This window comes from Mesorhizobium sp. M6A.T.Cr.TU.014.01.1.1 (genome assembly GCF_004022765.1).
GTDB lineage: Bacteria > Pseudomonadota > Alphaproteobacteria > Rhizobiales > Rhizobiaceae > Mesorhizobium > Mesorhizobium mediterraneum.
The window spans coordinates 212,248-234,126 of record NZ_RZPG01000009.1 but is presented as its reverse complement, the minus strand read 5'-3'; the positions used below and the strand labels follow the sequence as shown (position 1 = coordinate 234,126).

Annotated in this window: 20 protein-coding genes; 3 read left to right on the top strand and 17 right to left on the bottom strand. The window is 62.9% G+C overall.

The window, feature by feature from the left end:
- Positions 1-172: 172 nt before the first annotated feature.
- On the bottom strand, positions 173-1,606 hold the full coding sequence (locus EN885_RS13090) for a DHA2 family efflux MFS transporter permease subunit (RefSeq protein WP_128243963.1): 1,434 nt from the start codon (positions 1,604-1,606) through the stop codon (positions 173-175).
- Positions 1,607-1,806: 200 nt separating this feature from the next.
- Between EN885_RS13090 and EN885_RS13085 the strand changes: the two genes are divergently transcribed.
- Together EN885_RS13085 and hutH are read left to right on the top strand one after the other, a co-directional pair.
- On the top strand, positions 1,807-2,808 hold the full coding sequence (locus EN885_RS13085; RefSeq protein WP_128243962.1) for an ornithine cyclodeaminase family protein: 1,002 nt from the start codon (positions 1,807-1,809) through the stop codon (positions 2,806-2,808).
- The gene (hutH, locus tag EN885_RS13080) at positions 2,805-4,286 is read left to right on the top strand and encodes a histidine ammonia-lyase (RefSeq protein WP_128243961.1); all 1,482 of its coding nucleotides are present in this window, start codon (positions 2,805-2,807) and stop codon (positions 4,284-4,286) included. The genes EN885_RS13085 and hutH overlap by 4 nt, the downstream gene beginning before the upstream one ends.
- Before the next feature lie 17 nt (positions 4,287-4,303).
- On the opposite strand, the gene purU is transcribed toward hutH, so the two are convergent.
- From purU to EN885_RS13005, 15 genes are all read right to left on the bottom strand, one after another.
- A complete protein-coding gene (gene purU / locus EN885_RS13075) occupies positions 4,304-5,152 on the bottom strand; it encodes a formyltetrahydrofolate deformylase (RefSeq protein ID WP_128243964.1) in 849 nt (282 codons plus the stop codon).
- A gap of 29 nt (positions 5,153-5,181) precedes the next feature.
- On the bottom strand, positions 5,182-5,982 hold the full coding sequence (locus tag EN885_RS13070; RefSeq protein WP_095482635.1) for a 3-methyl-2-oxobutanoate hydroxymethyltransferase: 801 nt from the start codon (positions 5,980-5,982) through the stop codon (positions 5,182-5,184).
- Between the two features lie 37 nt (positions 5,983-6,019).
- Positions 6,020-6,334, bottom strand: coding sequence for a MocE family 2Fe-2S type ferredoxin (locus EN885_RS13065; RefSeq protein ID WP_095482636.1), 315 nt, complete (start codon positions 6,332-6,334; stop codon positions 6,020-6,022).
- A 45-nt stretch (positions 6,335-6,379) separates the two neighbouring features.
- On the bottom strand, positions 6,380-7,468 hold the full coding sequence (locus EN885_RS13060; RefSeq protein WP_128243960.1) for a fatty acid desaturase family protein: 1,089 nt from the start codon (positions 7,466-7,468) through the stop codon (positions 6,380-6,382).
- Positions 7,469-7,559: 91 nt separating this feature from the next.
- On the bottom strand, positions 7,560-8,741 hold the full coding sequence (locus EN885_RS13055) for an aldose 1-epimerase family protein (RefSeq protein WP_128243959.1): 1,182 nt from the start codon (positions 8,739-8,741) through the stop codon (positions 7,560-7,562).
- A 16-nt stretch (positions 8,742-8,757) separates the two neighbouring features.
- Positions 8,758-9,534, bottom strand: a complete 777-nt coding sequence (locus EN885_RS13050) for an ATP-binding cassette domain-containing protein (RefSeq protein ID WP_095493126.1) — start codon at positions 9,532-9,534, stop codon at positions 8,758-8,760.
- Between the two features lie 2 nt (positions 9,535-9,536).
- Positions 9,537-10,541, bottom strand: coding sequence for an ABC transporter permease (locus EN885_RS13045; protein ID WP_245493074.1), 1,005 nt, complete (start codon positions 10,539-10,541; stop codon positions 9,537-9,539).
- Positions 10,542-10,602: 61 nt separating this feature from the next.
- Positions 10,603-11,544, bottom strand: coding sequence for a substrate-binding domain-containing protein (locus tag EN885_RS13040; protein ID WP_128243957.1), 942 nt, complete (start codon positions 11,542-11,544; stop codon positions 10,603-10,605).
- A gap of 69 nt (positions 11,545-11,613) precedes the next feature.
- A complete protein-coding gene (locus EN885_RS13035; protein ID WP_128243956.1) occupies positions 11,614-12,528 on the bottom strand; it encodes a sugar phosphate isomerase/epimerase in 915 nt (304 codons plus the stop codon).
- A 26-nt stretch (positions 12,529-12,554) separates the two neighbouring features.
- On the bottom strand, positions 12,555-13,652 hold the full coding sequence (locus tag EN885_RS13030) for a Gfo/Idh/MocA family oxidoreductase (protein ID WP_128243955.1): 1,098 nt from the start codon (positions 13,650-13,652) through the stop codon (positions 12,555-12,557).
- A gap of 35 nt (positions 13,653-13,687) precedes the next feature.
- Positions 13,688-14,764 carry an ABC transporter ATP-binding protein gene (locus tag EN885_RS13025; protein WP_128243954.1) on the bottom strand — a complete coding sequence of 359 codons (1,077 nt, stop codon included), beginning with the start codon at positions 14,762-14,764 and terminating at the stop codon, positions 13,688-13,690.
- A gap of 4 nt (positions 14,765-14,768) precedes the next feature.
- Positions 14,769-15,860: an ABC transporter ATP-binding protein gene (locus EN885_RS13020; RefSeq protein WP_128243953.1), complete on the bottom strand. Its 1,092-nt coding sequence runs from the start codon at positions 15,858-15,860 to the stop codon at positions 14,769-14,771.
- Complete coding sequence (locus EN885_RS13015; protein WP_127293440.1) at positions 15,857-16,816, bottom strand: sugar ABC transporter permease; 960 nt, start codon at positions 16,814-16,816, stop codon at positions 15,857-15,859. Before EN885_RS13015 ends, EN885_RS13020 begins: the two co-directional genes overlap by 4 nt.
- Positions 16,813-17,673 (bottom strand): carbohydrate ABC transporter permease, encoded by an 861-nt coding sequence (locus tag EN885_RS13010; RefSeq protein ID WP_128243952.1) that lies wholly within the window; start codon positions 17,671-17,673, stop codon positions 16,813-16,815. The genes EN885_RS13015 and EN885_RS13010 overlap by 4 nt, the downstream gene beginning before the upstream one ends.
- Before the next feature lie 77 nt (positions 17,674-17,750).
- Entirely contained in the window at positions 17,751-19,364 is a 1,614-nt protein-coding gene (locus EN885_RS13005) for an extracellular solute-binding protein (protein ID WP_128243951.1), read from the bottom strand.
- 368 nt (positions 19,365-19,732) lie between these two features.
- Between EN885_RS13005 and EN885_RS13000 the strand changes: the two genes are divergently transcribed.
- On the top strand, positions 19,733-20,764 hold the full coding sequence (locus EN885_RS13000; RefSeq protein ID WP_095482648.1) for a LacI family DNA-binding transcriptional regulator: 1,032 nt from the start codon (positions 19,733-19,735) through the stop codon (positions 20,762-20,764).
- A gap of 67 nt (positions 20,765-20,831) precedes the next feature.
- On the opposite strand, the gene EN885_RS12995 is transcribed toward EN885_RS13000, so the two are convergent.
- The gene (locus tag EN885_RS12995; RefSeq protein ID WP_128243950.1) at positions 20,832-21,857 is read right to left on the bottom strand and encodes an aliphatic sulfonate ABC transporter substrate-binding protein; all 1,026 of its coding nucleotides are present in this window, start codon (positions 21,855-21,857) and stop codon (positions 20,832-20,834) included.
- Positions 21,858-21,879 lie beyond the last annotated feature (22 nt).

The following is a 21,879-nucleotide window of genomic DNA, read 5'->3' as shown; positions in this document are numbered from 1 at the left end:
GCCAGACCGTCCGCCAGACTCAACTGACCCAAAACACGATCCGCCATCCCGAATCTCCCTGCTCCAACCTTCACCACAGAATCACCGTTCGGCTTCTGTGCAAAGGTCTCACAGGGGGAGAAGGAAAAGCTCCCCGCCTCCGCCGACACAGGACGGACAACTGCCACCGGTATCAATTCTGCGGATGATGACCCGAGACCTCGGCGCCCGCGGCCGGCGGCAGCGCCAGGAAGCGGAACGAGGCCGCGAGCCCGATTGCGCCGATCGCCAGGAAGGCGAGGCGGAAGTCGACAAGGTCGAGCGCCGGACCGCTTCTCGCGATCTGCGACAGGTTGAGCAGCGCCGCCGCGACCGCCACGCCGAACAGCATCGCCACCTGCTGCAGCATGCTGGACAGCGTCGCCGCCGAACTGCGCTGCGACAGGGCGACGTCGGCGAAGGCCAGCGTGTTGAGGGCGGTGAACTGCATCGAACGCGTCAGTCCGGCAATCAGCATCAGCGCCACCACCAGCGCTTGCGGCGTCTGCGGCGAGATCGCCGCGCAGGCCATGATCGACAGGGATGCGATCACGCCGTTGATGATCAAAACCGAACGGAAACCGAAGCGCCTCAGCGTCGGCGTCGTCACCGTCTTCATGCCGAGATTGCCGAGGAAATAGGCGAGGATCAGCATGCCGGCATCCACCGGGCTCAGCCCGAAGCCGACCTGGAACAGCAGCGGCAGCAGGAACGGCGTCGCGTTGATGGCGATCCGGAAAATGGTGCCGGCCGACAGCGTCGATAGGGCGAAAGTCTGCACCTTGAACGCTGTGAGATCGAGCAGCGGATTTTTTGCACGCGCCAGATGCCGCACCGCCAGCCAGCCGACCAAGATGCCGGCGACAAGCAGCACTACGGTCGGCAAGGCGCCGTCTTCCGCATGCGCGATGCGTTCGAGACCGTAAAGCAGGCAAGCAAGCCCGACAGAGGTCAAAAAGAAACCTGGCCAGTCGAGCGGTTTGCTCTCGGACTCGCGGTCGCCCGGAATGAAGCGGGCGACCAGCGCCAGGCCGGCCACGCCGAGCGGGATGTTGATGAAGAAATTCCAGTGCCAGGACAGATAGGTGGTGATGAAGCCGCCGAGCACCGGCCCGACCACCGGCGCGAACAGCGCCGGCCAGGTGATCAGCGCCGTGGCGTTGAGCAGCTCGGACTTCGGTGCGTTGCGCAGCACCAGGATACGGCCGACCGGCGTCATCAGCGCACTGCCCAGGCCCTGCACGGCACGTGCGGCGACGAACTGGGTCAGGTTCTGCGAGACGCCGCAGGCGATCGAGGCCAGCGTGAACAGCGCGATCGCCACGAGGAAGACGTTGCGCGCGCCAAAGCGGTCGGCGAGCCAGCCCGACAGCGGCACGAACACCGCCATGGTCAGCATATAGACGGTGATGCCGATGCTCATCGCCACCGCCGGCACGCCGAAAGATTCTCCCATCTGCGGCAGCGATGTCGAGATGATCGTCGAATCCAGAAGCTGCATGAAGAAGGCAACGGCGACGATCAGCGCCACGCGACGCGCCTGTGTCGCGCTTTCGGGCAAGGCTTCGTTTTCGGGAATGGCGGTCATGCGCAGAACTGTACGAGAGTTTTTCCCGTGCCACTGGGAACCAGGCAATTGTCCGGCAAATCGATGACGCACCGGTTTGAACAGCATTTGGGCGGCGCCGTCCAGACATGGCCCAACAAACTTTCGTGTCGTATCGCGACCTGTTATGCGATGACTGAACCTCGCCATCGAACCTCTTCTGACTTAGGAATTGTGTGCGCATGAAGCCCATCTACATCGATTATCTCAACGCCCTCGATATCGAAGCGCTTGATATGACCGATGCGGAAATCATCGAAGCGGTCGAGGCCGGCCTGGTGGCGCAAGGCAACGGTCAGACGGTGATCGAGCCGCGCGTCCATCTCGAGCCGGACTCGTCCTTCAACGGCCATTTCAACGTCCTGCGCGGCTACGTCGCGCCGCTCGATGCGGCCGGCGTCAAGATCGTCGGCGACTATGTCGACAATTACCTGCACGGCCTGCCGTCGGAATTCGGCATCCTCAACCTGTTCGATCCGCGCACCGGCACGCCGCGTGCCATCCTCGATGCCACCGTGATCACCGATATGCGCACCGGCGCCGTCACCGCCATCGGCGCAAAACATCTGGCGAAAAAGACATCGAAGATCCTCGGCCATGTCGGCGCGCGCGGCACCGCGTACTGGAACGTGCGCCTGCTCGACCATCTCTTCGATTTCGACGAGATCCGCGTTCATTCGCGCCGGCCCGAAAGCCGCGACGGCTTTGCCGCAAAGCTATCCGCCGATCTCGGCAAGAAGGTCACGGCGGTCACCGACTGGCGCGCTTGCGTCGAAGGAGCCGACATCGTCGTCGAGGCCTCGCGGCTGCTGGAACCGCAGCCGTTGCTGAGGACGCAATGGATAAAGCCCGGCGCGCTGGTGATGCCCTACGGCACGATGAGCGCGGTGGAATTGTCGCTGACCGACATCATGGCCAAGATCGTCGTCGACGACTGGGGCCAGTGCAAGGACGGCAAATTCGGCTCGCTGCGCGCCCACGTCGAGACCGGACGTCTGAGCGAACAGACGCTGTACGCCGAGCTTGGCCAGATCGCCGCCGGCCTCAAGCCGGGGCGTGAGAGCGACGACGAGACGATCCTGTTCTGGCATCGCGGCCTGTCGCTCTCCGACATCGCGCTGGGCAAGGCGATGCTGGCCAAGGCGCAGGCACAAGGCATCGGCCAGCGGCTGCGCTTCGCATGAGTGCGCTCATCCTCACCGGGGCCGACGTCAGGGTCGAGGATGTCGCGGCGGTTGCCCGCGACGGACGCAAGGTCGAGGTGGCGTCTGTCGTCCGCGAGAGGCTGGACAGAGCGCGAAAAGTGCTCGACCGCGCCGCCGCCTCCGGCCAGCAGATCTACGGGCTCAACACCGGGCTCGGCGCCAATCTCGGCACGTCGGTCAGCGGCGACGCCAGCGCCTTCCAGCGCCAATTGCTGGAAGGGCGTAGTGGTGCGGTGGGTGACGCGCTGCCGCAAGACATCGTGCGGGCGACGATGCTTGCCCGCGCGGCGATGTTTTCGGCCGGCGGTTCAGGCATTTCATCGGAGGTTTTCGTCGCACTCATCGACGCGCTCAATGCCGGCGTGCATCCCGTGATGCCGTCGCTGGGCTCGATCGGCGACAGCGACCTTGTGCTGATGGCAACGCTTGGCCGCATGCTGACCGGCGACGGCGAAGCCGACTTTCAGGGCCGGCGCGTGCCGGCGGCCAAGGCGCTGGCAATGGCGCGCCTCGCCCCCGCCAGCCTCGCCCCCAAGGACGGGCTGTCGCTGATAAGCGCCTTGGCGGTGTCCGCCGGCAGCGGCGCGCTGGCGGTGGCCGACGCACTGTCCGCCTTCGCACAACAACAGCAGGCGGGCGCGTTGACCATGGAAGGCATCGGCGCCAACCAGACGATCCTCGATCCGCGCTTGCAGGCGGCGCGACCGGCCGCTGGCCAGCAGCGGGCCGCGCAAGGCTTGCGCGATCTGCTGGCCCGCGACAAGGCGCCGATGCCGACGACCTTGCAGGACCCGCTGTCGATCCGCTGCATGCCATCGATCCATGGCGCACTGTTGCAGGCAATCGATCAGGCCAGGCAAGCCGTCGAGATCGAGCTCAACGCCGCCGCCGACAACCCGCTGGTACTGGGCGATGACGACATGGTGCTGTCGACCGGCAATTTCCACACCCCGTCGCTGTCACTGGCCTTCGAGACGCTTGGCCTCGCCATCGCTCAATGTGCGGCTGCCTGTGCTGCTCGCTTCGTCCAACTCACCAGTTCAGGCCGCAACGGCCTGCCCAAATATCTGTCGCCGGTCGGCGGTGCTTCGGCCGGTTTCGTGCCGCTGCAAAAGACGGTGAGCGCGATCCTCGTCGCCATCCGCCACAAGGCCAATCCGGTGATGCTCGATTTCCTCTCGGTCTCGGAAGGCGTCGAGGACCATGCGACGCAAGCACCGCTGGCCGTCTCCAAATGCGCCGAGATGATCGTGCTGTGGCAGCGGCTGATCGCCTTCGAGCTGATGGCCGCCGCACAGGCCGTAGACCTGCGCAACGGGCTGAACCTGGCGCCAGCGACCGCCGCGATTCATGCGGCAGTCCGCACGCTCGTCCTGCCGCTCAACGAGGACAGGCCCCAAGGTATCGATGCCGAGGCGATTTACGCAGCGCTCACCAGTGGATCGTGGCAGGCGTAGCGCCGAACGACCGCTCGTCAAAAGACGATTGTCTTGTGGCCGTTGAGCATGACGCGGGCCTCAAGATGCAATTTGACGGCCCGCGCCAGCACGCGGCTTTCAATGTCGCGGCCGACGGCCACGAAATCCTCCGCGCTCATCGCATGGGTGACGCGCTCGGTTTCCTGTTCAATGATCGGGCCTTCGTCGAGATCGGATGTCACGTAATGCGCTGTCGCGCCGATCAGCTTGACGCCGCGGTCGAAGGCCTGGTGATACGGCTTTGCGCCCTTGAAGCTTGGCAGGAAGGAATGGTGGATGTTGATCGCCCGCCCGTAAAGCCGGTCGGATAGTCCCTTCGAAAACACCTGCATGTAGCGCGCCAGGACGACGAGCTCGGACCCCGTCTCCTGCACCAGGTCCAGCAGCTTCTGCTCCTGTTCGGCCTTGTTTTCCCTGGTCGTGGGCCAATGGTGGTAGGGGATGCCTTCCATCTCGGCGAAGCGCCGGGCGTCTTCATGATTGGAGACGACGGCGGCGACCTGTGCATTCAGCCAGCCGACCCTGATCTGGTAAAGCAGATGGAGAAGCGCATGGTCGAACTTCGAAACCATGACGATGATCTTCGGGCGACGAGCCTGATCGAACAGCGCGGTCTTCATCCCGAACCGGTCGACGGACGATTTCAGGGCTCGCTCCAGATCGTCCTTCGTCGAGCCTGCCGGGCTGGTGAAGGCGATCCGCATGAAAAAGCGATTGCTCTGCCGGTCCCAGAACTGGCTGCTTTCGGCGATGTTGGCGCCGTTCGCGGCAAGCTCGGTGGTGACGGCGGCAACGACCCCCGGCCGGTCTTCACACGAAAGAGTGAGAATATGAACCGGCTTCATATCGCCAGTTGCAGCATTGCCGTCAGGTTTCACGCGCCGTCGACCCTTTTCATGAACAGACCGAGTTGGTCCGGGTCCATATGCACCACATGCTTGTCTTCGGGATAGGCCAAGCTGTTCACGTCGGCGACATATTCGGAAAAAGCGGCGATGCGTTCCGCCTGCAGGCGGTCATATTCAGCGGCGAAATTGCGGTAGACCTTGGAATGGCGGGGCATGTGGCCGCGGTTCTGGCCAAGGATGTCGTCGGCGAACAGATACTGCGCGTCGCAGCCGGTGCCCGCTCCCATCGACAGCATGATCAGCGACGTCCGTTCCGAAATCGCCTTGGCCACCTCGACCGGCACCACTTCGATCTCGGCGCCGACAGCACCTGCGGCCTCATACTGCTTGACTGCCTCGAAAATCTGCATGGCGCTGTCGGCGGTCTTGCCGACGGCCTTGAAGCCACCGGTCCAGGTCGCGCGGGATGGAATGAGTCCGACATGGCCGATCACCGGTATATTGTCATCGGCCAGCCGTTTGACGGTGGCATAACCAGCGCTGCAATAGACCGCGTCGGCGCTCGCCTTGTAGAGCCGGAACGCCCAGCGCACGAAATCGTCGGCTGTGCCGATCTCGTAGAAATTGTCGCCCGGCATGGTGAACAGGCTGGGTGCGGCATCGCGGTATTGCGGGTTGAGCACCAGCTCCGGCGGCACCGAGACGATATCGATCCCAGCCCTTTCGGCGGCCTCGGCCTCATCCATCGTCAACACGCGCAGCATGGTCAGTTGCCGCTTGCCCTTCATGGCGCGCAGATCGGCGATCGTGGGTCTTTTACGGCTCATCGAGTTTGGTCCCTTTGTTGCGTGAATGGAAGGCCGGTCAGGCGATCTGGATCATCACCTTACCGGCCTCGACCTTGACCGGGTAGGTCACAAGATTGACGCAGACGGGAGCCCCCTTGGCCTGGCCGGTCTTGTAATTGAAGCGGCCATTGTGCTTGGGGCATTCGATGATGTCGTCCATGACAAGCCCGTCGGCCAGATGGGCCTTCTCATGCGTGCAAAACCCGTCGGTGGCGAAGAATTCGTCGTCAGGGGAACGGTAGATCGCGAAGGTGCGGCCGCCATGGTCGAAGCGGATGACATCCTCTTCTTCGACATCGTCCACGGCGCACGCTTCGACCCAATCGGCCATCTCTACTTCTCCTGAATTTTCTGTAATGCGGCGGGTGTGCAGTGCCTATTCCGCCGCCGCTGACATGTTCACCTCGTGGAACTCGCCACGATAGGGCCGCGCCGTCGGCGGCAGCTCACGCTTGAGGAAATAATCCTCATATCTGAGCTGCCTGAGGAGGACCGGCCAAACCTCGCGATAGGCATGCCACATCGACGGGTTCGGCTCCGGCAAATCGTGCTTGATCAACTCATGCAGCCTGGGCAGCGCATGATAGGGCACCATCGGGAACATGTGATGCTCCACATGGTAGTTCATGTTCCAGTAGATGAAGCGGCTGATTGGATTCATGTATACGGTACGGGTGTTGAGCCGGTGGTCGATCACATTGTCGGCCAGGCCGATGTGCTGCAGCAGGCCGGTCAGCACCATGTGCCAGGTGCCGTAGAGGCGCGGCACGCCGATGAGCACCAACGGCAGCCACGACCGCATAGTGACGGCGAGCGCAATCGTGGCGATGTAGATGGCGACATGCCAGCGCGCAGCGATGACGGCCTTGTGCTGCTCCATCTCGGGAACGTAGCTTTTCTCGTCGGGCGTGAGCCTGCCGAACGCTTGGCGCACCAGCGCCGGAAGCGAATAGCGAAAATCGAGGATACCGGTGAAGGCGAGCGCTGCGCGCAAAAGGTCCGGCGGGCGCATCACGGCGATCTCGGCATCGCGTCCGACGATGATGGTATCGGTGTGGTGTCTGGCATGGCTCCAGCGCCAGGTCACGGGATTGCGCATCAGCATGAAGCTGGCGATCTGGTAGACCACATCATTCATCCAGCGCGTGCGGAAGGCAGTGCCATGGCCGCATTCATGCCAGCGCGAGTCGCTGGAGGAGCCGTACAGCACGCCGTAGACGAAGAAGAACGGCACACACCACCAGGTGCCCCAGAAATAGACGCCACCGGCCGCCGAGCCCAGGATAGCGACGATCCAGATGATCGTGTCGCGGATCGCCGGGCCATCCGACCGTTGCATCAACTCCTTGATTGCCTTGCGGGAGACGTCGGTGTGATACCATTCGGCCGAAGCCAGCCCTGTCTCGATCGCCCCGCGTGTGCTCTCGCCGACCAGGCTGTAGTCGCGCTTCACTGTGCCAGCCATTGTGACCTCCAAATCCTGATGGGCCGCGAGCCCTCCCCGCTCCGACCGGACCCAGCCTCCCAACTGGTGCTTCGCATCGTCCTCGCCAAAATCACGACCTGCCTCCGAGTACCGGAAAATTGCCTGACGGCTGCGGATAATCCTGTTGCGGCTGCCTGGCGATGTCAGCAATCCGGCTTTCGGCCGCCGCAATCTCGCCAGCGCCGTCAAGAATCCGGAACACCGCATTGTAGGAGCGGCTCTCGCCATGCTCCAGCCAGATCATCTCGCCGCGTTCGCGCGCGGCCAGATTGCCGAGCACATGGTGCGTCGACGGCTCGATACCCAGCGCATACTGCCCAGCCTGGAAATTCTGCCACTCATAGGCACAAGGCAACTGGTCCTTGCGGGTAACGACTTCAAGGCCGAGGCCAAGACGGTCGTTGACCACCGCAACCGGCACGTCGCCCTTGGCGTCGGCGCCAAGTTCGTGCTGCCAGACCTGTTCCTTGAAACCCAATTGCGGCGCCGGCACGGTGCGATAGCCGACCTTCTGCGCCTCGTAGCGCTCACCGGCATGCCCGGCCCACACCACGTCCCGGATCGGCGCCAGGTAGCGCGACCCTTCGTCGAGCACCGGATGGCTGACATTGATGTGGTAGAAGTACATATGTGGCGTGCGGTTGAAGCCGTGATTGACCACCCGGTCCGATAGCCGGATCTCGTTGCCGCCGACATCGGCCTCGATCCGCCGCAGCAGATGCAGGTCCTCGCCGAACACTGTCGACTGCTGGACGATGGCCTCGGCCCACAGCACGCAGCGGTCGCCGTCCCAGGCCTCGCCATAACCGGTCAATCGCGCCGGAATGGTGCTGACGCGGCCATGCAGCGAATGGCGCACCGTCTTCTTCGGCGGATAATTGTAGGTGTCGGCCGGCACCTCGTTCATGAACAGAATATGATCGAGACCGCAGGTGAGCAGCAGGCCGGAAAACGACCGGGCCCAAGCCAGCCCCTCCTCGCCTTCGTATTCGTGCAGACCGGGATGGCGAAAGCCGCTCGGCGAATGCCAGCCAATCGCCTGTCCCTTGAAGTCGCAGTCGGCTATATCGAGCGCCCGGTCGACGAGCGCGGTGAAGCGCAATCCCGAGCCGGTGCGGAATTCGAGCATGCGGATGCCGCGCTCGACGCCGTCGCTGAGCGTCATCAGCCGCACGCCGGCGAATTGCGACAGCATGCCCGAGCGCTCCGAAACCTGCCGGCGCGAAAGCGTCTTGCCGTAAAGCTCTACCATATGACGGCCAGTTCCTTCACTTTGCTCTCGTCTCCTTGAGCAGGGCCGACATGTCGGCTCCGGTGATGATGCTTTCCACAGTCAACAGGTCGGTATCGGCGACCGTCTGCTCGGCGACAATCTCGCCGCGACGCATGACGATGATGCGGTCGGCGACCTGGAAGACATGGTGGATATTGTGGGTGATCAAAAGCACCGAATGACCGGCTGCGCGGACCTCCTTGACGAAGCGCAGCACGCCATGTGTTTCCTCGACACCGAGATTATTGGTCGGCTCGTCGAGGATGATGACCTTGGCGGCGAACTGCATGGCCCGCGAAATGGCGATCGACTGGCGCTCGCCACCCGACAGCGTGCTGACCAGCGCATCGGCGTCGAGCTTTTTCGAGATGCCAACGCGCTTCAAAAGCGCCGAGGCGGCGTCGCGCAACTTGGCGAGGTCGAGCGGCGCGAACACGCCCAACCATTTGAGATTGACCGGCTCGCGACCGAGAAACAGATTGCGCGCGATGCTGAGATCCGGCGCCAGCGACGTATCCTGGTGGATGGTCTCGATGCCGAGATCCATCGCGTCGCGCGTCGAGCGGATCGAAACCTTCTGGCCGCGCACATAGATGTCACCGCGGTCGACGGGAAACACGCCGGAGATCGCCTTGATGAGGGTGGATTTGCCGGCGCCATTGTCGCCGAGCAAGGCCACCACCTCGCCCTCATTGAGTGTGAAGGAGGCGCTCTTCAGGGCGCGGACGCTGCCGAAGGATTTTTGCAGATTCTGCAGCCGAAGCACTTCCATCATCAGCTCCTGGCGGCTTTCTTCTGCAGCAAAGCGTGCAGGATGAGCATGGCGAGGATGATGACGCCGACGAAGATGTTGTAGGCGAGCCCCGGCACGCCGATCAGCACAATGCCGTTGCGAATGGCGCGCAGCATCAGCGCGCCGACGATCGTGCCCAGGATCGTGCCGCGCCCGCCGGTCAGCGCCGTGCCGCCGACCACCACCATGGCGATAACTTCCAGCTCGTAGCCGGTGCCGGCCACCGGCGACGCAGCCGAGATGCGGAAGGCGCTGATCATCCCGGCCAGACCCGCCAGCACCGAGGTCAGGATGAACAGCCAGATCTTGACCGCATCGGCCGGCACGCCGCGCGCCACCGCCGCGTTGCGATTGCTGCCGATGGCGCTGATCCAGTTGCCGAGCTTGGCGTAGTGCAGCACGTAGATGGCCAGCAACGACAGGCCGACGAACCACCACAGTGAGGTGTAGAACCGGAACGAGCCGACGTTGAAACTACCGGCCAGCAGCGTCACGAAGAAGCCGGGCTGGTCCCAGGACTTCAGCGGGAAGCCTTGCGTGATGTAGAGCGCTGCCCCGCGCACCACGAGCAGCATCGACAGCGTCACCAGGAAGGAGGAGATACCGATCTTGGTAACGATCATCCCGTTGATGGCCCCGATCGCCACGCACAGCAAGAGCCCGGCCAGCAGCGCCACGCCGATGTCAACCTGGCCGCTCTGCACCAGCAGCATGACAACAACCGGCGCCAGACCGAACACGGCGCCGATCGAAAGGTCGAACTCGCCCGCCGTCAGAAGCAACGTCATGCCGAGGGCGATGATGCCGAGTTCGGGCAGGAACGCCATCATGTTAGAGATGTTGAGCGGCGATAGAAAATTGGCGTCGGCGACGGCGAACACCACCAGCAGCACGACGAGGATGACGAGCGAGGAGAATTGCGGCGAGCGGATCAGGCTCGACCTGCGGTTGGCCCCGGGCATTTCCTCTTCAGCGGCAATTGTCATGACTGCTTGAACCATACCTTGGAGCGACGTCCGCCGCCTGCGCGGCGGACGTCAATTTCCATCACTTGTTGTAGAGTTTCAGGATCGGCTCGACGCTTGTCGCGTCGTAGAGGCTGAAAGTGTGGATGTCGTAGCCGATCGGTTCGCCCGAGGCGGCGAGACCGAGCAGCGCGACCGGCATAAAGCCTTGCGCCGACGGGAACTGCCAGGCGGCCGCGTTGACGAAGCCGGCCTTGACGGCTTCCGCGGTTTCCTTGGAATTGCCCCAGCCGACGACCGGGATCTTGCCGGCCGGCACGCCGGCGCCGTCGAACACCCGCTTGATGCTGGCCGCGACGGAATCGCCGAGCGCAATGATCGCCGGCGGATTGTTTGCCACCATATAGTCGGTCATCTTGGCGATGATGCCGGCTGGATCGGTGCCGCAATCGACCACGTCATATTTGATGCCAAGCGGATCGAACACGCTGGCGATACCTTCGGTCTCGAGCTGCTGATAGCTGGCTCCAGGCACTTCCACCGGTAGGAACACCTTGTCGCCCTGCTTCACCATCTTGTTGTCGACCAGGTACTTGGCCCAAATGGCTCCGGCTTCCTTGAGATCGGCGCCGACATAGGCCTGCCGCCCGGTTGCCGGATCATCGGTGTTGAAGAACACGATCGGGATGCCGGCGGCCTTGGCCGCCTTGACCTCCTCCGTCCACAGGCCGGGCTGCGCCGAAGTCGTGGCGATGCCGTCGGGCTTGGCCGCGAGCGCTGAGTTGAACGCCTCCTTCTGCACCGCCATGTCGCCGCCGCTGAAGGAGATCTTGCAGGTCACCTTGAGCTGGTCGCAGGCCTTGGTGGCGCCGGCATTCCAGTCGAGCCAGAAGGCATCCGACGGGCCGCCATGCGACAGGAGATAGAACGTCTTCTGGCCGTCCTGTGCGAATGCCGGCGAGCCCAACCCTATCCCTGCAAACAAAGTCGCGGCCGCCGCCAGTTTCAATCCGAATTTCAACATTTTCGCTTCCTCCATTATATTTCCTCCCGGTGGAAAGCGCCGCCGCATAGCGGCGACGCAGGACTCCTATCAGAGGCCGTTGGCGCGGAACTTGCCGTCGAGGAATTTCTTGGCGCGCGGCACGTCGTCTTCCGAGAGATGCTCGATAATGACCGGGATGTTCGGGTGCTTTTCGGCAAGCCGCTGCAGATAGAGGTCGTAGTTCAGCGAACCGAGGCCGGGCGCCGGCAGCTCGATCTCGCCGACACCACGGAACGTGTGGCTCTCCAGCGCGTCCTCGTCGCCGATATCGGCGTGCTTCTCCGACTTGTCGCCGCCCGATCGCTTGACGTCCTTGGCGTGTGCGATCTTGATCTTGTCGGTCAGTGTGTCGAACACCTGGTTCAGGATCTGGTCCATCCTGTCGATGTTATGGGTTTCGAAATAGTTGGTCGGATCCATCAACAGGCCGAGGCCGGGATGGTCGACCTGCGCGAACATCTTCACCGTCTCCTCGACCGAACCGACGACATTGTTGACATAGGTTTCGAGCAGGAAGACCGCGCCGTGGTCGTAAGCGGTCTGGGCAAGGTCGGCGATGACCTTGCGGCATTCCTCGAAGCCTTCCTCGGTCTTGTTCTTGGGATGGTGTACCCAATCGGACTCGGTGTTGTAGGTGCCGGTTTCCGAGATCACGTAAGGTGAACCGAAATCGCGGGCACTGCGGATGATCTCCTTGAGATAGCCGACGCGCTTCTCGCGCTCCGCTCTGTCCGGATGGATGATGTTGGTGTAGCCCGACACGCAGCACACCGGCAGATTGTGGTCGCGGAAGACGTCGCGAACAGCCCGGGCCTTGTCCTTGGTGATCTGCCCGGCCGACAGGTCGACATCCCTGAAATGCAGGTCGAGCTGCACCGTGTTGAAATCGAGCGCGCGGATCTTCTGCGCGGTTTCCTTGAGGCTGTACGGGAAATAGCCCGTGAAAATACCTGCCTGCATCATGATATGAAGTCCTCCCTGTAAGTAATTCAGTTGATTGAGTTTGTCGAGATTTCGGAAAGCTTGACCGTGCGGCCTTCGTCGATCGAGCGGTAGCCGGCTTCGATCAGCGCCATGGTCTTGACGTTGTCGGCGACCGAGAGCGCCGGCGGCTCACCGGTCTTCACCGCGTGCTGGAGCTGCTCCATCACACCGATGAAGGCATGCGGGAACCACATCGTGTCCCAGCTTGGCGTCACCCATTCGCCGCCGGTGGTCTCGGTCGAGGCATAGGTCAGCGTCGAGGCAGAACCCGTTGGCCAGCCGATCGTGCCCTTGGCGACGCCCTTGGTGCCGTCGACGCGCCAGTTGATATGCTGGTCGTCCTTGTAGCCGTCCTGGCGTGGGCCGGACCAGACGTCCTCCAGCGACACGGCGAGCACGCCTGACGGGAACCGCATCGTCGACACGGTGATGCCGTCGGAATGGTCGAAGCGGGTGCGCGGATCCTTACGGGTCAGCGTGGTGATCTCCAGGGGATCGCCGAACAGGAAGCGCAGCACGTCGAGATGGTGGACGCTCATATTGGCGAGCGTCAGCCGGTCATAGTCCTCGAGAAAGCTCTGCCAGTGCGGGATTGCATGCATGTCGATCTGCGCGAAGACGATGTCGCCCAGCGCGCCGCTGTCCATGATCTGTTTCAGCACGCGCATCGACTGGTCGTAGCGCATGTTCTGGTTGACCGAGAGGATCTTGCCGGCCTTGGCCGCCTCGTCGCGCAACTCGATCGCATCCTTGAGCGACAGCGCCAGCGGCTTCTGCGCCAGGATCGCCTTGATGTGCTTCTGCTTCAGCGCATGGCGGATCAGCGCCGGCTGCTGGTCGGGCGGAAAGGCAAGGTCGATGATCTCGACATTTTTATCCTCGATGAGCTGTTCCGGCGTGTCGTGGACGGTCGGGATGCTCCAGCGCTTGGCGACCTTCTCGGCGCTGGCTTTGGTCCGCGAGGCGATCGCAACCACCGAAAAACCGGCTTCGTGATAGGCGGCAAGATGGCATTCGGCCATGATCATGCCGGCGCCGACGCAGCCGATCCTGTATTCTTTCGTGCGAACCTTTACGTCCGGCTCGAAGCTTTTGCTCGCCATCTTTTCCTCCCGAAGCTCTTTTCTTGCGGCCGCCGTCATCGTGCCAGCGCTCCCCCGCCCTGTCCGAAATAATGCACGCGGGCGGGCTCGCAGGATATCGCCACCATGGCGTCCGGCCTGATATCCGGCTGGCCGCGCAGCAGCGCTCTGAGGCGCGCCTGCCCGGCAGCGAGCGTCACCACGGTATAGCCGCCGAGCGGCTCGACCTCGAACACCCGCGCCGGGCGATCCGCGCGCCCGTCCGATATTTCCCCGTCCAGCCAGGGCCGGACCTTGATGTCTTCCGGTCTGAGTCCGATCTCGACGGCGTCGGCCGGAGCAGCCTTGTCCGCGATACGGATCGCGCCTTCGGCCGCCTCGACGCCGCCCTCGCCGCGCACCGACTTCAAGATATTCATCATCGGCGAACCGAGCAGCCGCGCCACATAGGTGCTGGCTGGGCGGTCGTAAATCTCGGCCGGCGCGCCGATCTGCCTGATTTTGCCGTTCTCCAGGATGGCGATGCGGTCGGCGACCGACATCGCCTCTTCCTGGTCGTGGGTGACATAGATCAGCGTCTTGCCGAGCTCGCGCTGGATGCGCTTCAGCTCGACGCGCGTCTCCTCGCGCAGCCGGGCGTCAAGCGCCGAGATTGGATCGTCCATCAGATAGGCATTGGGATCGCGCACCAGCGCGCGGGCGATCGCCACGCGCTGCCGCTCGCCGCCCGAAAGCTGCGCCGGCGGCTTGTGCAGGATGTGGCCGATATGCAGCTTGGCCGCGACATCGGCGACACGCCTTTCTATATCGGCCTCGGCGACCCGGCGTTCGACCAGGGGAAAACGGACATTGTCGCGCGCGCTCATATGCGGAAACAGCGCCAGGTTCTGGAACACCATGGCGATGTTACGCTCGGCCGGCGACACGGTGTTGACTGGCCTGCCGCCGATCAGGATCTCGCCGGCGTCAGGTGTTTCCAGTCCAAGCACCAGACGCAATATTGTCGACTTGCCCGAAAGCGGCGGGCCGAAGAAGCAGAAGAACTCATTGTCGTTGACCGTGAACGAGGCGTCGTCGACGGCGAGCGTGTTGCCGTAGCGTTTCGTCACATTGCGGAAGACTATATCGGCCATGGTCTTAGCCCACTTTCATGGCAAGGCCGGTGGCGGCGTCGAAGACGCGCACCGACTGCGCGGCAGGCGCGACGACCGCTGTCTGCCCGATCGCCAGCCCGACATCATTGTCGAACACCGCCTTCACTGCGCTCTCGCCCAGGCCGAGATGCACGATGGTGCGCGCGCCGATGCGCTCGACGAAAGTCACTGGCAAGGAGAGACCTTGGCCGCCTTCAACCAGCGTAGCCTGTTCCGGTCGGAATCCGTAAAGCACATCGCCCTGCGCCCGCCGCACGACGGCGGCGATTTCGGCCGGCAGCGGCGGTGTCGCGCCTAGCGGCCCGAGATCGACGACCAGACCACGGTCGCTTTCGGCTGGCCTGCCCTTGAGCAGGTTCATACCCGGCGCGCCGATGAAGCGGGCGACGAAAACATTGGCCGGATTGTTGTAGACCTCGAGCGGCGTGCCGACCTGCTGCAGCACGCCATGGTCCATCACAGCGATGCGGTCGGCCATGGTCATGGCCTCGAGCTGATCGTGGGTGACATAGACCATGGTTTGCTTGAACTGGCGCTGCAACTGCTTCAGCTCGGTGCGCATGACCGCCCGGAAGGCTGCGTCGACGTTGGACAGCGGCTCGTCGAGCAGAAAGATCGCTGGCTCCATGATCGCCGAACGGCCGATCGCCACACGCTGCAAGATGTTGACCGACAGCCGGTCGGCCTTGCGGTCGAGCAGCGGCGTCAGTTGCAGCATCTCGGCAATGGCGCCGACGCGGCGATCGATCTCGGCCTTTGGCGCGCCGCGCATTTTTGGGCCGTAGGCAAGGTTCTGTCGCACGGTCATATGCGTGAAGATCGCATAGTTCTGGAAGACGAAGCCGACGCCGCGCCGCCCCATCGGCACGCCGGCCATGTCGCGCTCGCCAAACAGGATCTTGCCACCCGTCGGCTCTTCCATCCCGGCGATCATGTTCATCGTTGTCGACTTGCCGCAGCCGGACGGCCCGAGCAGCGCCATGAACTCGCCATCAGCGATGGCCAAGTCCATCGTCTTCAGCGCGGTGAAGTCGCCGAATTTCTTGACCAGGTTCTGCAGATGGATGGCGCTCATGCCGTCACCTCGCGTGCCCGGGCCATGCGCTTCATGGCAAAGACCGCGGCGATGGACAGCACGATCAGGATCGCCAGCGCGATCGCCGCGACATAGCCCCAGATCAGGTCCTGCGTGGTGAGCTTGTAGATGTAGACGGAGATCGTCTCGGTGGCGACACCGGGGCCGCCGCCGGTCATGATGTAGAGCGTGTCGAATATCTTGAAGTTCTCGATCATCCTGATCGCCAGCGCGATGATTATGATAGTCTTCATCTTCGGCAGCACGATGGTGACGAAGCGCTGCCAGGGATTGGCGCCGAGTAGCGTCGCCGCCTTGATCTGGTCCTCGGGCACGCCGACCAGGCCGGCAAGCAGGATGAGGAACATCAGCGGCGTCCACTGCCAGATATCGGCAACCATGACGGCGATGAGCGCCAGCGTCGGGTCCGAAAGCCAGGCGATGGTGACGGGAAAGCCTGATATCGCCGACAGGATGTCGTTCACCGGACCGCCCGACTGGAACAGCATGAAGAACATGTAGCCGGCCACCGCCGGCACCACCATCATCGGCATCAACAGGATCGAGTAGAAGATCCGTTTGCCCGGAAACTCGTCGGCAAACAGCGTGGCGAGCGCCAAGCCCAGCAGGAATTCCGCCGGCACGCAGATGATCATGACAACGGCCGTGCGCTTCAGCGCGCTCCAGAAGCGCGCATCGGCAGCAAGGTCGGTGTAATTGGCGAAATTGTTCCATAGCGACCAGGCGCTCCACCAGCCGAGGCCCGAAAGCGGTGACCAGTCGGTCAGGCTGATGTAGAGCTGCATCAACAGCGGGAAGACCGCGATGAACAGCACCAGGATCTGCGCCGGCAATGTCAGCCGGAAGCCGAGCTTTGCGCCTTCGTCCCGCAAGGCTGGCTTTGCCTGGACGGTCTTCATCACGTCCTCCGAAATCGTCGCAGTCACCGCGCTCATTGCTTGAGCGCCCCGAACGTCAGCCCGCGCACCAGATGACGCTGGATGGCGATGCCCATGATGACCGGCGGCACCGCGGCGATCATACCGAGCGCGGCCTTGGCGCCATAGAGCTGTCCGGTCATCGAGGAGGAGAGCGACGCCATGTAGACGGGAACCGTCACCCATTCGCGCGTCGTCAGAAGCAGCGCGATCAGATAGTCCGACCAGTTGAGGATGAAGACAAACAGCGCGGCGCTGGCCAGCGGCGCGCGCATCATCGGTAGTGTGATGCGGGTGAAGACTCGCAACCGCGAACAGCCCTCGACCAGTGCTGCCTCCTCGATCTCGCGCGGCATGTCGTCGAAGAAGGTCTTCATCAGCCAGAAGGCAAAAGGCAGCGTGACGATGCCGTAGATCAGCGACAGCCCCCACCAGCTGTCGGTGAAGTTGAGGAAGGCCCACATGATCATCACCGGGGTCATGACCGCCATGGGCGGAAACAGGCGAAGCTGGATCAGCGCCAGTGGCAGGTTCTGGCCCGAGCCGAAGCGCGATAGCCCGTAGGCCGCCGCGGTGCCCGCTGACATGGCGATCGCCGTCCCGAACACCGCCGACAGCAGCGACGACAGGATCGGCTTCAGGGCGGTGCGGTCGAGCGCGACGATCAGATTGTTGGTCGATTCACCGAAGACGAAGCGGAAATTGCTGAGTGTCGGGTTCTTCGGCCACCAAGTCAGTTCAGCGCCGGTCGCCGACCATTCGGCGATCGGCTTGAAGGCCATCGACACCATCCACAGGATCGGCACCAGCGTCACCGCCATTGCCGCTGATATTGCGGCATAGCGGAATATCTCGAAAGGAATTGAACGCTTCATCTTGCAGCTTTGCTGGTACCATCGTTTGCGGAGGGGAAGAGCAACTCCTCCCCTCCCTTGGCGCGATCCTGGGAGGATCAGCTGATCGGATCGAGAACGGTGGGCCATGCCTCCTTGTTGGTCTTGATGGCTTCGAGAAGCTTCTCCTCGCCGGTCCGGCGCGCGATCTTCTTCCACTCGGCCTCGGTATCGGCCATCGCCTGCTCGGCGGTCTTTGCCTCGGTCAACGCGGCGACGAGGTTCTCGTCCAGCGCATTGTGGAAGGCGGTGGCACCGGGGTAGTTGATGGTCGGCACCGTGCGGGCGACCGTCTCGCGCACCACATCCATGTGGTAGGCGTGGTAGGTCTGGCGGACCAGCGGGTCGGAGAAATCCGACAGCCGGAACGGATCGAAATAGCCACCCGGATTGGCGGTCATCCAGGCGTAGATGCGGCTCGATCCGAGCCATTGCAGGAACAGGTAGCAGGCCTCCGGATTCTTGGCCTGCGACGAGACTGAGGCCGACAGATTGAGCCACAGCACCGAACGGCTGATCAGCTTGCCGTCGATCTCGCGGCCAGGCGGCAGCATCGAGCCGATCTTGCCGGTGACAGCTGAATCCTTGTTGCCGGCATTATCGAGGAATTTCGGCAGGTTGGAGAAGGCGCAGGTCATGGCGGCACCGCCCTTGGCAAAATTGCCGTACTGTTCCGGCCAGCCCCACGAGATCGCATCCGGCGAATGGTGGACCAGCGATGCAATGTACTCGTTGGTCGCCGCGATACCTTGCTCGGAATTGATCAGCGCCTTGCCGGTGTCGTCGAACAGGAACTGATTTGGCGAAGCCATTGAGACATAACGCTGGTACCAGTTGGTGTAGCCCCAGCCCTGGTTGCGCAGATCGGTCGAGCCGAACAGGCCCTTGTCCGGGCGCTGGAAGAAGGCCGCGATCTCGTCATGCTGCTTCCAGGTCTTCGGCGGCGCCAGCTCGTAGCCATGCTTGTCGGAGAAGGCTTTCTTCTCGGCCGTGTCGCCGAACAGATCGGTGCGGTAGACCCAGGTCTGGAAATCGCCATCCAGCGAAACGCCATAGGTCGAGCCGCGATACTGGTTGAGCAGCGACACGCCCTTGGCGCCGTTAACATAGCCGCGCTCGGGGTCGTCCCATTCGGGCTTATGCTGGGCGACGAAGTCGTCGAGCTTCAGGATGCCGCCGGTTTCGGCTAGGTCACCGAGGCGGTTCCATTCGACCGCGTAGATATCATAGGCCCCACCCTTGGTGGAGATGTCCTGCATCGTCTTGGTGAATTCCTGGCCATTCGGCACGCCGACGATCTCGAGCGGAATGCCGGTTTCCTTTTCCCACAGATCCTTGATCGAAGGCGCGCCGGCGGGAAACGGCTGCGTCAGCTGGCCGATCGAGCCGTCGGACAGGCCGAGCACGATCTTGGCCGGCGCCTTGCCGGCGCCCTTCATCGCCTTGGCCGCCTCGATGGCGCGGCCTTCCGGAGAGTCGGGCCCATATTGATAACGCTCCGAGCCGTCGAAGCCCGTGGGGCCGCCGATCATGCCCGGCGCGAGTGCGTCGGCGGCGTAGGCGCGGCTGGGACGGATGAATTTTGGCGCGATACCTGCTGCGGCAACAAGCACTGCCGCCTTTCCACCGGACGCCAACAAACGGCGCCGCGACATGCGGATCAAATTCGACATTGGAACTCCTCCCTCGGGCCTTGTTCCTCCATGGCCCTCGTGATGGATATTGACGGCACTGGGATAAGGCTGTCAACATCATAAATAATCAAAACACGTCATAACATCGCAATCGAGGAGGAAAAATGCATTCTGCTGAGATCACCATACAGCATCCGATGCTTGCATTTGAGGGAATCATGCACCACGCCAGCAAGTTGTGGTCCGCCCAGGCGATTTGGTGTAGCGCGCCGGCTTGCGCATCGGCTAAGGCCGGATACATCATTTCCCATCAGAATCGCGGATGGCAATGAAGTCATCGTCCGGCATCCGTCCGTTAAATCCGTGATTTTGATGCGCCCGTAGCGCCTAGCATGAGGTGATCGACTGTGCGGTCCACCCTGACAGACATAGCCCGGGAAGCCGGTGTTTCCGCCGCCACGGTCGACCGTGTGCTCAACAACCGCGCCGGCGTCAGGGCGCGCACCCGCGAAGTCGTGCTCGAAACGGCGCAGCGGTTAGGCTACATCGCCGAAAATTCGAACAGCCCGAACTCACGTACGGCGCTGCCCGGCGACGTCATGCGGCTCGACTTCGCGCTGCCCGCCGGCACCAATTCCTTCATCAAGATGCTGCACCGGCATATCGAGGCGCAGGCGCAGGCGCGGCCCGATCTCGACGTGCGCGTCGCCACGATTGAAGGCTTCAATCCCGACCGGCTCGCCCGCCTGCTGCAGGACTTGCATGGCCAGACGCAAGGCGTCGGCGTCATTGCGCTCGACCATCCGACCGTCCGCGAAGCGATCCGCTCGCTGTCGGCCAGCGGCGTCAAGGTCGTCACCATCGCGTCCGACATCCTGCACGTGCCGAGGGTTGCCTATATCGGCATCGACAATCGTGCCGCCGGCCGCCTCGCCGGCTATCTGCTCAACCGCTTCATGGGCACTGATCGTCCGGGCAAGGTCGCGTTGTTCGCCGGCTCGCTCTCCTATCGCGGCCACGAGGAGCGCGAGATGGGCTTCCGCCACATCCTGACGGAGGAATCGCCCAATTTGCAGATCGTCGAGATGCGCGAAATGCTCGACGACCGGGAAAAGGCCTATTCAGAGGCCTCCGCGCTGCTGGACCGGCATCCGGATCTGGCCGCGATCTACAATGTCGGCGCCGGCAACACCGGCATCGCCAGGGCGCTGAAGGAGCGCGGGCGCGCGCTATCGACCGTGTTTCTCGGCCACGAGGTGACGGAAGGCACCAAAGAGCTTCTACTCGACGGAACGCTCGACGCGGTCATCGACCAGAACCCGCGCGTCGAGGCCCGCGAAGCCCTGAACACTTTGAGCCACGCGGTCAGGGGCTTGCCTTACGAACTGCACCAGCCGCGCTTGCAGGTGATCTTCAGGGAAAGCATCCCGGAGATCTGAACGGAACCTCAGGGATGAGAGAGAGGCCGCGCCGGCTGGCGCAGCCCCGCAGCATTTTCAACTAAGTCTACTGGACGGCGGCGACTTCCGTATAAGCACCATCGACAAAGCTCTTGTCGACCCATTTGCTATAATCGATCGAGCCTTTCAAAAGCCCGGCGCCGGCCATGAACTTCTCTTCGCTCTTGAGCGCCGCGATCGCATCGTCGGTGAGCTTCGGATCCTGGTAGAACAGGCCCTGGCTGTAGGTCTTGCGGACGGATTTTTCCGACGATTTGGTCGCCTCGACGAAGGTCTTGATCGTCTCGTCGGGATGCGCGTCGGCCCAGCGCGAAATCTCGATATCGACCTTCAGCAGCCGCTTGACGAGATCGGGGTATTTCGCCGCGAAGGCGCCGTTGACGGAGATGACGTTCGGCACGTTCCATTCCGGATGCGTGCTGGTGTCGTAGAGCACGCGGGCCTCGCCGGTGTCGACCAGCTTGGCCGCCGTCGAGTCAGTCTCGACAATGGCATCGATGTCATCGCGCAGCAGTGCGGGCCCTGACGCCTCGAAGGGTAGGTTCAGCCCTTCGATGTCGCTGGTCGTCAGGCCGACGCTGTTCAGCGCCTTGCTGAAATTCGAATGCCGTACCGTGCCGGTGAGATAAGCGACCTTCTTGCCCTTCAGATCCTGCAGCGTCTTTAGCGGCGAGTCGGTCTTGACGATGATGGAGGAGCCGCCTGCCTTCACATAGCTCGACACGCCGATGAGCTTGACGTCGGCGCCGGACGCGGCGACGCGCAGCGCTGGATTGTTCCCGGTATAGGTGACCTCGATCGCTCCGGTCGCCAATGCGGTGGTCGCCTCCGAGCCGCCGTTGAAGGTAACCATTTCGACCTTGATGCCGTCCTTGGCGAATTCCTTTTCCCACCAGCCATGCTGCTGGGCGAGGATGAATTTGAGATGCCCCGGTGCGGTGCTGCCGATGCGGATGACCTCGGGCTTGTCCTGCGCGAAGGCGGGAGCGACAACGACAGAGCCGCCGACGGCCGCGGCTATGGCGCCCTGCAAGAGCAATCGGCGTAATGCACTGAAAGATATCCTGGGCATCTGAAATTCCTTCCTGATTGGC

Excerpts from the sequence above, each read along its gene's own strand:
- EN885_RS13090 (WP_128243963.1), bottom strand. The coding sequence starts at position 1,606 with ATGACCGCCATTCCCGAAAACGAAGCCTTGCCCGAAAGCGCGACACAG.
- EN885_RS13085 (WP_128243962.1), top strand. The coding sequence starts at position 1,807 with ATGAAGCCCATCTACATCGATTATCTCAACGCCCTCGATATCGAAGCG.
- hutH (WP_128243961.1), top strand. The coding sequence starts at position 2,805 with ATGAGTGCGCTCATCCTCACCGGGGCCGACGTCAGGGTCGAGGATGTC.
- purU (WP_128243964.1), bottom strand. The coding sequence starts at position 5,152 with ATGAAGCCGGTTCATATTCTCACTCTTTCGTGTGAAGACCGGCCGGGG.
- EN885_RS13070 (WP_095482635.1), bottom strand. The coding sequence starts at position 5,982 with ATGAGCCGTAAAAGACCCACGATCGCCGATCTGCGCGCCATGAAGGGC.
- EN885_RS13065 (WP_095482636.1), bottom strand. The coding sequence starts at position 6,334 with ATGGCCGATTGGGTCGAAGCGTGCGCCGTGGACGATGTCGAAGAAGAG.
- EN885_RS13060 (WP_128243960.1), bottom strand. The coding sequence starts at position 7,468 with ATGGCTGGCACAGTGAAGCGCGACTACAGCCTGGTCGGCGAGAGCACA.
- EN885_RS13055 (WP_128243959.1), bottom strand. The coding sequence starts at position 8,741 with ATGGTAGAGCTTTACGGCAAGACGCTTTCGCGCCGGCAGGTTTCGGAG.
- EN885_RS13050 (WP_095493126.1), bottom strand. The coding sequence starts at position 9,534 with ATGGAAGTGCTTCGGCTGCAGAATCTGCAAAAATCCTTCGGCAGCGTC.
- EN885_RS13045 (WP_245493074.1), bottom strand. The coding sequence starts at position 10,541 with ATGACAATTGCCGCTGAAGAGGAAATGCCCGGGGCCAACCGCAGGTCG.
- EN885_RS13040 (WP_128243957.1), bottom strand. The coding sequence starts at position 11,544 with ATGTTGAAATTCGGATTGAAACTGGCGGCGGCCGCGACTTTGTTTGCA.
- EN885_RS13035 (WP_128243956.1), bottom strand. The coding sequence starts at position 12,528 with ATGATGCAGGCAGGTATTTTCACGGGCTATTTCCCGTACAGCCTCAAG.
- EN885_RS13030 (WP_128243955.1), bottom strand. The coding sequence starts at position 13,652 with ATGGCGAGCAAAAGCTTCGAGCCGGACGTAAAGGTTCGCACGAAAGAA.
- EN885_RS13025 (WP_128243954.1), bottom strand. The coding sequence starts at position 14,764 with ATGGCCGATATAGTCTTCCGCAATGTGACGAAACGCTACGGCAACACG.
- EN885_RS13020 (WP_128243953.1), bottom strand. The coding sequence starts at position 15,860 with ATGAGCGCCATCCATCTGCAGAACCTGGTCAAGAAATTCGGCGACTTC.
- EN885_RS13015 (WP_127293440.1), bottom strand. The coding sequence starts at position 16,816 with ATGAGCGCGGTGACTGCGACGATTTCGGAGGACGTGATGAAGACCGTC.
- EN885_RS13010 (WP_128243952.1), bottom strand. The coding sequence starts at position 17,673 with ATGAAGCGTTCAATTCCTTTCGAGATATTCCGCTATGCCGCAATATCA.
- EN885_RS13005 (WP_128243951.1), bottom strand. The coding sequence starts at position 19,364 with ATGTCGAATTTGATCCGCATGTCGCGGCGCCGTTTGTTGGCGTCCGGT.
- EN885_RS12995 (WP_128243950.1), bottom strand. The coding sequence starts at position 21,857 with ATGCCCAGGATATCTTTCAGTGCATTACGCCGATTGCTCTTGCAGGGC.